Origin of the sequence: Acidovorax sp. 69 (assembly GCF_002797445.1) — a bacterium.
Classification (GTDB): Bacteria; Pseudomonadota; Gammaproteobacteria; order Burkholderiales; family Burkholderiaceae_C; genus Acidovorax.
Map to the genome: position 1 here is coordinate 706,445 of NZ_PGEP01000001.1, position 12,206 is coordinate 718,650.

The following is a 12,206-nucleotide window of genomic DNA, read 5'->3' on the forward strand; positions in this document are numbered from 1 at the left end:
CGCGTTGCGCCTGGCGCCGTGGCGCAGGGAAGTTCCCTGCGGCCTGCGGCGTGTCTGCCTTGTGAAAGAAAGCCGAATATGGATTTGCAGATCGCCCTGTTGCTGGGGCAGGACGGCATTGTCAACGGCGCCATCTATGGACTGATGGCGCTGGCGCTGGTGCTGGTTTTTTCCGTGACCCGGGTGATCTTCATCCCCCAGGGCGAGTTCGTGGCGTTTGGTGCGCTCACCATGGCCATGATGCAGGGCGGGCGCATACCCGCCACGCTGTGGCTGCTGGTGGGGATGGCGGCCGTGGTGCTGGTGGTCGAGGCCGTGCGCTACCAACGCGGCAGCCCCGTGAACTGGCCCTCTACCGTGGTGTGGTGCCTGGTGTTGCCGCTGGTGGCTTGTGCATTGGTCCTGGGGCTGCGTCCCACCTCGCTGGGTATACAGGCCCTGGCCACGCTGGTGCTTATCATGCCCATGGGGCCGTTGCTGTACCGCCTGGCCTTCCGGCCGCTGGCCGATGCCACGGTGCTGATGCTGCTCATCGTCTCGGTGGCGTTGCATGGTGTGCTGGTGGGGCTGGGCTTGTTGTTCTTCGGTGCAGAGGGGCAGCGCACGCCGCCGTTCTCGGAAGCGCGCTTCGAACTTGGCGGCATCCCCATCTCGGGCCAGTCGCTGGTGGTGCTGGGCGTCACGCTGGCACTGGTGATGCTGCTGTTCCTGTTTTTTGGCCGCTCCATGGTGGGCAAGGCGCTGCGCGCCACGGCCATCAACCGCGTGGGCGCACGCCTCATGGGCATTCCCACAGAACTCTCTGGTGACGTCAGTTTTGCGCTGGCCGCGCTGATTGGCGCCGTCTCGGGCCTGCTGATCGCACCCCTCACCACCGTGTACTACGACACGGGTTTTTTGATTGGCCTCAAGGGCTTCGTGGCGGCCATCGTCGGCGGCCTGGGCAGCTACCCCATGGCGCTGGCCGGCGCGCTGCTCGTGGGCCAGCTGGAGGCGTTTGCTTCGTTCTGGGCCAGTGCTTACAAGGAGGTGCTTGTGTTCACCCTGATCGTGCCCGTGCTGTGGTGGCGCTCGCTCAACAGCCGCCATGTGGAGGATGAAGAATGAGCACGCCCACCAAGACAGAGATTGCCGCTGGCACGCAGGCCGCAGCCGGCGCATCGCGCGGCGTTGTCACGCGCACCCAGCTGACGCTCGCGGCCGTGGCGTTGCTGGCCCTGTGCTGGGGCTGGCTGCCCGATTTCACCGTGGTCATGCTCAGCTACATCGGCCTTTACGCCATCGTCGCGGCAGGCCTGGTCATGCTCACCGGCGTGGGCGGCATGACGTCCTTCGGCCAGGCGGCCTTTGTGGGCGTCGGGGCCTATGCCACCGCCTGGGTTTGCACGGCGCCTGCGTCGGTGCAGGCCTTGAGCGGCATCGTGGGCATGGCCGGTCTGCCCTGGGTCGGCCTGGCGCTGGGTTTGTTGGTTACCTTCGCGGTGGCCTGGGGCCTGGGTTCGGTCACGCTCAAGCTGTCGGGCCATTACCTGCCGCTGTGCACCATCGCCTGGGGGCTGTCGCTGTACTACCTGTTCGGCAACATGGAATTCCTCGGGGGGCAGACCGGCATCACCGGCATCCCGCCGCTGGTGGTGGGCGGGCTCTCGCTGGCTTCGCCGCGCGCCATCGGCGTGCTGATCTGGGCAGTTCTTCTGGTGTCGCTGTGGCTGATGCATAACCTGCTCGACTCGCGGGAGGGACGTGCCATCCGTGCGCTCAAGGGCGGGCGGGTGATGGCCGAATCCATGGGTGTGGACACGGCGCACTACCGCATCAAGCTCTTTGTACTGGCTGCCCTGCTGGCGGCCATCTCGGGCTGGCTGTACGCGCATTTGCAGCGCTTCGTGAGCCCCACACCGTTCAACCTGAACATCGGCATCGAATACCTTTTCATGGCCGTGGTGGGCGGCGCCGGGCACCTGTGGGGAGCGGTGCTGGGTGCCACGCTGATCACCTTGCTCAAGGAAAAACTGCAGGACGTACTGCCCTCGCTGCTGGGCACCAGCGGCAATTTCGAGGTCATCGTTTTTGGGCTGCTCATGGTCTTTGTGCTGCAGCGTTTTGCCGATGGCCTGTGGCCCACGCTGAACGGGTGGAGCGAGCGCTGGTTGCGCCGCGAGGCACCGCGCACGGTGCGCCAGGCCATTGATCTGGTGCAACGCACGCTGCCAGCGCGTGGCACCGTGCTGCTGCAGGCGCGCAAGGTCACCAAGCGGTTTGGCGGGCTGATCGCCAACAACAACGTGTCCATGGATGTGAAGGCTGGTGAGGTGCATGCGCTGATCGGCCCCAACGGCGCAGGCAAGAGCACCTTCTTCAACATGATCTCGGGTGTGGACGATGCGACCGAGGGCGAGGTGCGCCTGATGGACCAGCCCATGCTGCGCCGCCCCTCGCGCGCCTTCGCCCGCCTGGGCATGGCGCGCACCTTCCAGCATGTGCGCCTGCTGGGCCAGCGCAGCGTGGTGGAGAACGTCGCCCTGGGCGCCCACCAGCGCGCCCACCGCGGCTGGCTGGCCTCGATGCTGCGGCTGGACCGGGCCGAAGAGGCCGCCCTGCTGGCCGAGGCGCGCCGCCAGATCGAGCGTTGTGGTCTGGGCGCGCATGCCGACGCGCCCGCTGCCTCGCTGGCACTGGGGCAGCAGCGCATCGTGGAGATTGCGCGTGCGCTGGCGGGTCAGCCGGCCATCCTGCTGCTGGACGAACCCGCCGCCGGCCTGCGCCATCTTGAAAAACGCGCCCTGGCCGACCTGTTGCGCCAACTGCGTGCCGAGGGCCTGGGCATCCTGGTGGTGGAGCACGACATGGAGTTTGTGATGAACCTGGCTGACCGTATCACCGTGCTGGAGTTCGGCACGGTGATTGCCGAGGGAACCCCGGCGCAGGTGCAGCGCAACCAGCGTGTGCTCGATGCCTACCTGGGCGGTGCCGACGATGACCTGTCCGCTGCCAAGGCTGCTGCGGCCGCCGCTGAAGGAGCCACCGCATGACCGCCTTGCTGCAACTGCAGGATATTTCGGTGTCGTATGGCCCGGTGGAAGCCGTCCACCAGGTGCGGCTCGATGTGAATGAGGGCGAGATCGTCACCGTGATCGGCCCCAATGGCGCCGGCAAGACCACGCTGCTGTGCGCTGCCATGGGCCTGTTGCCGGCCAGTGGCTCCATCACCCTGGCTGGCGAGCGCATTGCTCGCCCCAGCGTGGAAGCGATGGTGGCACGCGGCGTAGCCCTGGTGCCCGAAAAGCGCGAGCTGTTTGGCGAGATGTCGGTCGAGGACAACCTGCTGTTGGGTGGCTTCTCGCGCTGGCGCCGTGGCCAGCGCGACCAGGCGCAGCGCATGCAAGAGGTCTTTGAGATTTTCCCGCGCCTGCGCGAGCGCCGCCCGCAGCTGGCGTCCACCCTCTCGGGCGGTGAGCGGCAGATGCTGGCCATCGGCCGTGCGCTGATGGCGCGGCCCCGTTTGTTGATGCTGGACGAACCCTCGCTGGGCCTGGCCCCGCTGATCGTGCGCGAGGTGCTGCAGGTGGTGTCCTCGCTGCGCCAACACGGTGTGTCGGTGCTGCTGGTGGAGCAGAACGCACGCGCCGCGCTGCGTGTCGCTGACCGCGCCTATGTGCTGGAGATGGGGGCTGTGGCGCTCACGGGCGACGCGCAGGACCTGCTCAATGACCGCCGCATCATCGATACCTACCTGGGTATAGGCGGTGCGGTGCACGCCCCGGTGCAAGCCGCCTGAGCGCTGGCCAGGAAACCCTTGCGTTCCGTGCGTTGTGGCGTGATGCCACAGCGCCCGTTTCACCACCCTTGCATCTGCCTGGCTTGGCCTGGCACTGCGAGGATATTTTCGTCGTGACGACGCAGCATCCAACGGCAGGAGACAACACAACATGGCAGCAGGAGTTCAATGCGTCCCCAGCGCGGGCGTCGTACGCAGGCGCACAGCGCTTGCGATGGCCCTCGGCTGGGCCGCAGGTTCGGCCACGGCCCAGGACATTGCGGGCGTGACCGACAGCGAGATCGTCATCGGCCAGTCGTGCCAGCTCAGCGGTCCGCTCGCCGCGCTCACGAGCGAGGTGCGCCAAGGCGCCAGTCTTTACTTCGATCACGTCAACGCATCGGGTGGCGTGCGCGGTCGCAAGATCCGCGTGGTTGCCATCGACGATGCCTATGACCCCACGAAGGCGGCCGAGAACACGCGCAAGCTGATCGACGAGGACAAGGTGATCGCGTTGTTCCAGTACGCCGGCACGCCCCCGTCGTTGGCCGCCCTGCCGATTGCAGAGGAGCGCGGGGTGCCTCTCATCGCACCGTTCACAGGGACGGATGGTCTGCGACAGGCCGGTAGCCGCTATGTCTTCAACATCAAGGCGGGCTATGCCGCCGAGCTGGATGCCACCGTCAAGCAACTGGCCTCCGTGGGCATCACGCACATTGCGGCGGTCTACCTCAACAACCCTTTCGGCACCGGTGGGCTGGCGTCGGTCAAGACATCCGTCCAAGCCCATAAGGTGGGCCTGGTGGCCCAGGCTCCGCTGGAGGTGGATGGCTCGAAGATGGCAGAAGCCGTGGCCACGGTGGCCAAAACATCGCCCCAGGCCATCATCGTCATCAGTGCCGGCAAGCCCAGCGTGGATTTCGTGGATGCCTACCTGGCGGCCGGTCACCGATCGGCGTTTTACATGCTCTCGGTGATCAGCAACGCGCAGCTTGTCAAGGCACTGGGCGAACGGGCGCGTGGCATCGTGGTCTCGCAGGTGGTGCCATCGCCCTGGAACCAGAGCATGCCCGTCTCGCGCGAGTTCCAGGTCCTGGCCAAAGCCAAAGGCATCACCGAGTACACCTTCAGCCAGATGGAGGGCTTCATATCGGCCAAGTTCCTGGTCGAGGCGTTACTGCGTGCGGGCACCAAACCCACGCGCGCAGCGCTGGTGCAGGCGATGGAGTCGATGAAGAACGTGAGCCTGGGCGGCTACCCCGTGGAGTTGTCCGCCACGCAGCACAGCTCGGGCAAGTTCGTGGACTTGTTGATGATGGGCCGCGACGGCAAGTTCACAAAGTAGGGCGAATCAAAACCGCGACTGGTGGTCTTGGCACCGGGGATCGTGTGGGGCGCCTGGCCGCGATGCCGTGCCTGGCCAGAACCGCTGTGCTGCCGGTAGTGCGCTGCTTTTGCGGGGGGGCCGGCTTCGGCTCAGTGATTGAGGAGTGCCCCATCTGTGGCGGCCTCCAGCAGCCGCGTGAGCAGCGGGTGCATCACTTTGCGCGCGCTGTAGATCAGGTGGAACTGCTCTTGCACATCGGGCGTGGTGCCCACCTGCACCAGTCCATGCGTCTTTGCGAGGTGCTCGCCCAGCGACACCGGCGCAGGCATCACGCCCATGCCGGTGGCGGCAAAGGTGCTCAGCAGTGCGCTGTCTTCAAACTCCCCCGCGATGCGCGGGCGGATGCGCTCGCGCTCCAGCCAGTGGTCGATGCGGGCGCGCATGGCGGCGTGGTCGGTGGGCAGCAGTACGGGCACCACGGCCAGGCTGTGCGGAAAGTTTTTTTCAGCGGCCTCGGCCCATAGCGGCGGTGCGTACCAGGCGATGGCGCTGCTGCCCAGCAACTGGCTGGTCGTGCGCAGGGCCGGGTTGGGCGGAGCGGGCCGGTCGGCCAGCACGGCGTCGAGCTTGTGCAGTGCCAGCTCGCCCAGCAGGGGCTGGAACTCGCCCTCGTGGCACAACAGCCGCAGGTGGGGTTCGTCCAGCACGGGGGTCAGCAGCCGGTGCACGGCCAGCTTGGCAATGCCGTCCGAGATGCCCAGGTTCAGCCGCAGCGTCTGCCCGCTCGCGGCCTCGCGCACGCGCACGGGCAGCAGCTCGCCCAGCGCAAAGATGTGGTCCGCCTCGTGCAGCGCGGCCACGCCCGCGTCGGTCAGCACCAGGTTGCGCCCTTCGGTGCGCAGCAGGCTGACGCCCAGGGACTTTTCCAACTCGCGCACCTGAGCGCTGATGGTCTGCACGGCCATGTCCAGCCGCTCGGCGGCGCGCGCAATACCGCCTTCCTTGGCCACCACCCAGAAGTAGAAAAGATGGCGGTAATTGAAGCTCTGGCTCATGGCGTTCTCCTGGGATCAAACCGGTTTGGTTCGTAAAAACCGAACCAATACTACCAATATCACAGGTTTTTAAGAATTTACGGCGCCCCTACAGTGCGGTCTGTTGCCGGGTGGAGTGCCCGGCAGGATGAATGCCCTTTCGGAGGAAATGCATGGAAACGATAGGAACCTGGTGGATGTGGGCGGGTTTTGCCGTCTTTGTGGTCGTGGCCATCGCCATCGACCTGTTGGTGATGGAGCGGCAGGGCGCGCACAAGGTCACGATGAAAGAGGCCGTGCGCTGGAGCCTGCTCTGGTTCTCGCTCGCCTTTGTGTTTGTGGCCATTTTGTGGTGGTACCTCGACACCAGCCAGGGCCGAGAGGTCGCCAACACGGTATCGATGCAGTTCATTACCGGGTATCTGGTCGAAAAGAGCCTGTCGATCGACAACATCTTCGTCTTCCTGATGCTGTTCAGCTACTTCGCGGTGCCGCAGCAATACCAGAAGCGCGCGCTCATCATCGGCATCATCGGTGCCATCGTGCTGCGCACCTTGCTCATCCTGGCAGGCGCATGGCTGCTGGCCACCTTCCACTGGCTGCTGTATGTGTTCGGCGCGTTCCTGGTGATTACCGGCGCCAAGATGTGGTTTGCTGCCGGGCAAGAGCCCGACATTGCCACCAACCCCGTGCTCAAGCTGCTCAAGAAGCGCATCCGCATCACCGACCAGTTTGATGGTGAAAAGCTGTCGACCCTGATCAACGGCGTAAAGCACTACACCCCGCTGTTTGTGGTGCTGGTGCTCATTGGCACCACCGACATCATCTTCGCGGTGGACAGCATCCCGGCCATCTTCGCGATCACCAGCGACCCGTTCATCGTGCTCACGGCCAACATCTTTGCCATCCTGGGTCTGCGCGCGCTGTACTTCCTGCTGGCCGACCTGGCCAACCGCTTCCATCTGTTGGCCTACGGCCTGGCGCTGGTGCTGGTATTCATTGGCGGCAAGATGTTGCTCATCGACCTGGTGAAGATACCCATCGGCTACGCGCTGCTGGTGACGGCTTCGCTGATCGCGGGCTCCATCTTCCTGTCGCTGCGCAGCTCGGGTGAGAGCGCCCACGGTGCTCCCGCGCTGCCCCGCAAGGATTGAGCGCCGTGGTAACCCAGACCCTGTGTTCCCTGCGCCGCTGGCTGCGCGCTCTGGAGCCCAAGGCGCGCGCACATCTGGGGCGTGGATGGCTGGCGCAGTTCCAGCCCTGGCTGGAGCAGCGGGCACTGTTCCGCTTTCAGCGCCAGCCACTGGCGCGCGGGGTGGCAGCAGGCATGTTCTGCGGCCTGATCCCTGGGCCGTTGCAGATCCCCGGCACGCTGCTGGTGTGCGCCTGGCTGCGCGGTAACGTGGTGGCGGGCGGTGTGGCCACGTTCTATACCAACCCCCTCACCACGGTGCCGCTGTATGCGCTGGCTTTCTGTCTGGGCGCACTGGTGATGCCAGGCCTGCAGACGCTGCCCGACTGGAGCGGCCTGGCTCCGGGCGGAGACTTTTCGGTGCAGGCGCTGGGGGCCTGGATGCAAGCGCTGGGTATGCCGCTGCTCGCAGGCCTGCCCATTCTGGGGCTGCTGATGGCGGTGCTGGGCTACGCCACGGTGCAACTGCTGTGGCTGGCCCCCGCTTTGCAGCGCAAGCGCCGGTGGGAGCGCAGCCGCTGAGCCTTCTCTTCGGCGTGTGATCCGCGCGCGACCCCAGGCCTGTGCAGCCGATGAACGGGGGCGTGCCACGGGTGGCGCCCCCGTTCATCGGGAGGCGGCGAAGCCACCCAGGGGTCAGTCCAGCCTGACTCCGACCTTGGTGATGACCCGGCCCCACTTCTCCCGCTCGGAGCGCGCAAAGCTGCCCATTTGCGCGGCGGTGCCGGGCATGGGCTCTACGCCCAGGGCCTGCAGGCGGGCCTTGGTGCGCGTGTCGGCCAGGGCCGTCTGCAGCGCCTTGCTGAAGTGGGCCACCATGTCGGTCGAAGCGCCCGCAGGCACCACCAGCCCCTGCCATGCAAACCCTTCAAAGCCCTGCAGGCCCTGCTCGGCCATCGTGGGTACGTCTGGCATGGTGCCCACGCGCTGCGGACTGGCCACGCCAATGGTGCGCACCCTGTTGCCCGCCAGAAACGGGTACACGGTGGCGCTGTGTGCGGCTATGCCGCCACGGCGTGCGTAGGCACCACGGGCGTGATGGCCTGCCCGGTGCGCCGATCATCTGACGTGAGCAAGGCTGCGCCGCGCGCCAGTTGCAATGCCTGCAGCAGTGTGGCCTGGTCGCCGATGTGATTGGCCAGCAGCAGCACCAGACGGGCGTTCATGGCGTGGCTCTCGGGCGTGGACAGGCCCTGGTGCGCCGCAATCAGCGCTTCATAAAAATCGTCGCAGGCCTGCAGGTTTGGTCGGGTGTTCAGCATGGGCATGTTCCTTGTCGTCTTCCTGGTCAGACGGCTGCGGCCGTGGCACGGGCCAGTGCGCTGCGCACCGCCGCCTCGGTGGGCGTGCGCCAGCGTGCGCACACATGCTGGTCGGGTCGCACCAGGACCACGGTGCGCGGCAGCGCATCCAGCCGCTGGGCGGCCAGCGCCTGGTGGTCGATCACATCGATACCGATCTGCAGCACCTTCACGCCGGGCAGGTCATGGGCCCACGCAGGGGCTGAGCCAAACACCAGCAGCGTGAAGTCCCGCCCCAGCTCGCGCAGCAGCCAGGTAGGCTGGCCTTGCTTCGTCAACGGCGCGTCCAGGAGCACGGCGCCGGGCACCTGTGTGCCCACAAACGCATCGGTGTCGGGCGTGTTCAGCGGCGATGTGTGCAGGGTGGCCGGCACCGACAGGCGCCCGCTGTTGACGATGCGCCGTGCAAAGGCGTGTTCACGCGCCAGATGCAGTGCCGCGTCGCGGAACAGGCGGCTCACCTCGCTCTTGGGCGTGATGAAGTCGGTGGCGCGGGTGGAGTTGCACAGGTTCTCGTCGGCCGCGTACTCACGCTCCGGGCCGTACGTATTCACCAGTTCCGGGCTGGCGCGGCCCTGGAGCACCCAATCGAGCTTCCAGGCAAGGTTCTCAGCATCCTGCACACCGCTGTTGGCGCCGCGTGCGCCAAAGGGCGACACACCGTGCGCGCTGTCGCCTGCAAACACCACGCGGCCGTGCACAAAGCGGTCCAAGCGCAGGCAGGCAAATGTGTAGACGCTCGCCCAGTCCAGTTCAAACTGGGCGTCTGCGCCCAGCAGCGCCTTCACGCGGGGGATGATGTTCTCGGGCTTTTTCTCTTCCTCGGGGTCGGCGTCCCAGCCCAGCTGGAAGTCGATGCGCCACACGTTGTCGGGCTGGCGGTGCAGCAGCACGCTCTGGTTGGGATGAAAGGGTGGGTCGAACCAGAACCAGCGCTCGGTGGGGAAGTTCGCCTCATCCGCCAGCTTCACATCGGCGATCAGGAAGCGGTCCTGAAAGATGCGCCCTTTGCTCTCCAGCCCCAGCATCTGCCGCGTGGGCGAGCGCGCGCCGTCGCAGGCCACCAGCCATTGCGCATCCATCTGGTAGGCGCCCTCGGGCGTGTCGATGCTCAGCAGCGCGCCGTCCGCGCGGCTTTGCACAGCCGTCACCTTGTTGTGCCAGCGGATGTCGATGCCCGGCAGCTGCAGCGCACGCTCCACCAGATAGGCCTCGGCGTAGTACTGCTGCAGGTTGATGAAGGCGGGGCGCTCGTGGCCCGATTCGGGAAGCAGGTTGAACTCATACAACTGCTCGTCTTTGAGGAACACCTTGCCCACGTTCCACGACACGCCCTTGTCCACCATGCGCTGGCCCACGCCCAGGCGGTCCCAGATCTCCAGCGTGCGCTTGGCAAAGCAGATGGCGCGCGAGCCGATGGAGAGCTTGTGGTCGTTGTCCAGCACCACCACACGCTGCCCGCGCTGGGCCAGGTCGATGGCCAGCGAAAGGCCCACGGGGCCCGCACCCACGATCACGACCGGATGCTGCGCGGGCGTGGCGCTGTCTTGGTCGGGTGAACGAACGTAGCCGAAGTCGATGGCCTGCACCTCGGCGCCACTGGCGTGGAAGGCCTCTCGGGGAATGTCTCTGGGGTTCATATCTTTTGTCTCCTCCAGCTTCGGCGACTCAGCCTTCCAGCGATTTCCACATTTGAATGTCGCGTTCAGCGGTCCAGATGCGCGGGTCCAGGTACTGCGTGGCTTCGTCATACGCGCGGGTCACGTCAAACGGCATGCAGTGGTTGAAGATGACCCACTGGCCGTACTTCGGCTGCAGCTTGGCAAAGGTGGCCTCGTACACCTTGCGCAGGTCTTCGCCTTGCGCAGCGCTGGCCTTCACGCTGTCGTACAGGTCGCTGATGAAGGCGCGCGTTCCGGCCAGGCCTGCCTGCACCTGCTCGGGCGTCTGCAGCGCGGCGCCCCGGCCTGGCACCAGCTTCTCGGGCTTCAGGGCTGCCAGGTTGTCCAGCGTCTGAGGCCAGTCCTTGAAATACGCATCGCCCGCATACGGCGTGGCGTCGAACTCCACCAGGTCGCCACTGAACAGGATCTTTTCCTGCGGCAGCCAGGCCACGGTGTCGCCCTTGGTGTGGCCCCGGCCCAGTTGCAGGATCTGCACTTCGAGTTTGCCCAGCCACAGGGTCATCTTCTTATTGAAGGTCATGGTCGGCCAGGTCAGGCCGTCGGGCACGCTCTCCACGTTCTGGAACAGGCGGGGGAAGCGGCCGATCTCGCTGTCCTTGTCGAACTGGCCCCGCTCCACGATCAGGTCGCGCGTGTCTTCGCTGGCAATGATGTGCTCGGCCCCATAGGCGCTGGCGCCCAGCACCCGCACGGCGTGGTAGTGGCTCAGCAGCACGTATTGGATGGGCTTGTCCGTCACCTCGCGGATACGGCGGATCACGTCCTGCGCCATCACGGGCGTGGCCTGGGTGTCGATGACCATCACCGCGTCGTCGCCAATGATGATGCCGGTGTTGGGGTCGCCCTCGGCCGTGTAGGCATAGGCGTGGTCGGAGAGCTTGTCGAAGCTCACCTTCTTGACTTCAAGGTCGGCGGCGGAGGCGAAGGTTTTGGTGGTCATGGTTTGAAATTCGTTATGAATGAATTAATTTAACTAAACGGAATGTTTTGATGTTAGTCACGAAATTCGTTAATGTCTAATTCATTTGTTTAGGTGAAAACCCGAAGGCGTTCGGGAATTGCTCCGGCGTGGACAATCACGCCATGCCCACCCATGCCCCCGACTTGCCCCGCCCCGACGACGAAGACGACAGCAGCCCACGCAGCCCGCGCGGCATCCAGAGCGTGGAGGTCGGTGGCCAGCTGTTGAAGGTGCTGGCGCGCACCGGTCGCCGCATGGCGCTCAAAGACCTTGCGAAGGCTGCTGACATGACCGCTGCCAAGGCCCACCCTTACCTGGTGAGCTTCGGCAAGCTGGGCTTGATTGAGCAAGACGCAGTGAGCGGCCACTACGGCTTGGGCCCTTTGGCCATGCAGCTGGGTTTGATCAGCCTGCAGCAGGTAGACCCCGTGCGCCTGGCCATTGCCGAGCTGCCAGCGCTGGCCCAGCGCATTGGCTACACCGTGTCGGCCTCGGTGTGGGGCGACAGCGGCCCCGTCATCATCCGTGTCGAAGAAGGCCCCACGGCCGTGTACGTGGCCATGCGCCACGGCACCACCGCGTCGGTGCGGCACACGGCCACGGGCAAGGTGTTTGCGGCCTTCGGCCCGCGCGAACGGGCCGCGGGTGCTCTAGCGGCAGAAGGGTTTGCAGGGGCGCTGGATGAGCCCGCGTTTGCGGCCGAGCTGGATGCTGTGCGCGTGCACCAAGTCGCAGAAGTCACGGATCAGCTTCTGCCTGGCATCAGCGCGCTGGCCACGCCGGTGTTTGACGGGTTTGGGCAGCTGGTGCTGTGCCTGGCGGTGATCGGGCCGAGTGCCACGCTGCAGACGGGGCCTGCGAGTTCGGCCGCGCGGCATTTGCGCGAGGCGGCGCGGAGTTTGTCGCAGCGGCTGGGCGCTGCCCAAGGCCCGCGCGCCTGATTGGCAGG

11 protein-coding genes and 1 pseudogene are annotated in these 12,206 nt (G+C 65.9%); 7 read left to right on the forward strand and 5 right to left on the reverse strand.

What is annotated here, in order from left to right:
- The first annotated feature begins 78 nt into the window (after positions 1-78).
- From CLU85_RS03295 to CLU85_RS03310, 4 genes are all read left to right on the forward strand, one after another.
- On the forward strand, positions 79-1,107 hold the full coding sequence (locus tag CLU85_RS03295; RefSeq protein ID WP_100409030.1) for a branched-chain amino acid ABC transporter permease: 1,029 nt from the start codon (positions 79-81) through the stop codon (positions 1,105-1,107).
- Positions 1,104-3,032 (forward strand): ATP-binding cassette domain-containing protein, encoded by a 1,929-nt coding sequence (locus CLU85_RS03300; protein ID WP_100409031.1) that lies wholly within the window; start codon positions 1,104-1,106, stop codon positions 3,030-3,032. Before CLU85_RS03295 ends, CLU85_RS03300 begins: the two co-directional genes overlap by 4 nt.
- The gene (locus tag CLU85_RS03305) at positions 3,029-3,778 is read left to right on the forward strand and encodes an ABC transporter ATP-binding protein (protein ID WP_100409032.1); all 750 of its coding nucleotides are present in this window, start codon (positions 3,029-3,031) and stop codon (positions 3,776-3,778) included. Before CLU85_RS03300 ends, CLU85_RS03305 begins: the two co-directional genes overlap by 4 nt.
- Before the next feature lie 151 nt (positions 3,779-3,929).
- The gene (locus CLU85_RS03310) at positions 3,930-5,102 is read left to right on the forward strand and encodes an ABC transporter substrate-binding protein (RefSeq protein WP_100409033.1); all 1,173 of its coding nucleotides are present in this window, start codon (positions 3,930-3,932) and stop codon (positions 5,100-5,102) included.
- A gap of 131 nt (positions 5,103-5,233) precedes the next feature.
- On the opposite strand, the gene CLU85_RS03315 is transcribed toward CLU85_RS03310, so the two are convergent.
- Complete coding sequence (locus CLU85_RS03315) at positions 5,234-6,139, reverse strand: LysR family transcriptional regulator (RefSeq protein ID WP_100409034.1); 906 nt, start codon at positions 6,137-6,139, stop codon at positions 5,234-5,236.
- 152 nt (positions 6,140-6,291) lie between these two features.
- Between CLU85_RS03315 and CLU85_RS03320 the strand changes: the two genes are divergently transcribed.
- Together CLU85_RS03320 and CLU85_RS03325 are read left to right on the forward strand one after the other, a co-directional pair.
- Entirely contained in the window at positions 6,292-7,272 is a 981-nt protein-coding gene (locus tag CLU85_RS03320; protein ID WP_100409035.1) for a TerC family protein, read from the forward strand.
- A gap of 5 nt (positions 7,273-7,277) precedes the next feature.
- Positions 7,278-7,832: a DUF2062 domain-containing protein gene (locus tag CLU85_RS03325; RefSeq protein ID WP_100409036.1), complete on the forward strand. Its 555-nt coding sequence runs from the start codon at positions 7,278-7,280 to the stop codon at positions 7,830-7,832.
- Positions 7,833-7,946: 114 nt separating this feature from the next.
- On the opposite strand, the pseudogene CLU85_RS03330 reads toward CLU85_RS03325, so the two are convergent.
- The 4 genes and pseudogenes from CLU85_RS03330 to CLU85_RS03345 form a co-directional block, all read right to left on the reverse strand.
- Positions 7,947-8,309 (reverse strand): annotated as a pseudogene (locus CLU85_RS03330) (Bug family tripartite tricarboxylate transporter substrate binding protein); the annotation flags it as partial.
- Positions 8,310-8,311: 2 nt separating this feature from the next.
- The gene (locus CLU85_RS03335) at positions 8,312-8,572 is read right to left on the reverse strand and encodes a DUF2783 domain-containing protein (protein ID WP_100409038.1); all 261 of its coding nucleotides are present in this window, start codon (positions 8,570-8,572) and stop codon (positions 8,312-8,314) included.
- Between the two features lie 26 nt (positions 8,573-8,598).
- Positions 8,599-10,251: an FAD-dependent oxidoreductase gene (locus CLU85_RS03340; protein ID WP_100409039.1), complete on the reverse strand. Its 1,653-nt coding sequence runs from the start codon at positions 10,249-10,251 to the stop codon at positions 8,599-8,601.
- A 28-nt stretch (positions 10,252-10,279) separates the two neighbouring features.
- Positions 10,280-11,236 carry an MBL fold metallo-hydrolase gene (locus tag CLU85_RS03345; RefSeq protein WP_100409040.1) on the reverse strand — a complete coding sequence of 319 codons (957 nt, stop codon included), beginning with the start codon at positions 11,234-11,236 and terminating at the stop codon, positions 10,280-10,282.
- 143 nt (positions 11,237-11,379) lie between these two features.
- Between CLU85_RS03345 and CLU85_RS03350 the strand changes: the two genes are divergently transcribed.
- Positions 11,380-12,198 carry an IclR family transcriptional regulator gene (locus CLU85_RS03350; protein WP_100409041.1) on the forward strand — a complete coding sequence of 273 codons (819 nt, stop codon included), beginning with the start codon at positions 11,380-11,382 and terminating at the stop codon, positions 12,196-12,198.
- Positions 12,199-12,206: the final 8 nt, after the last annotated feature.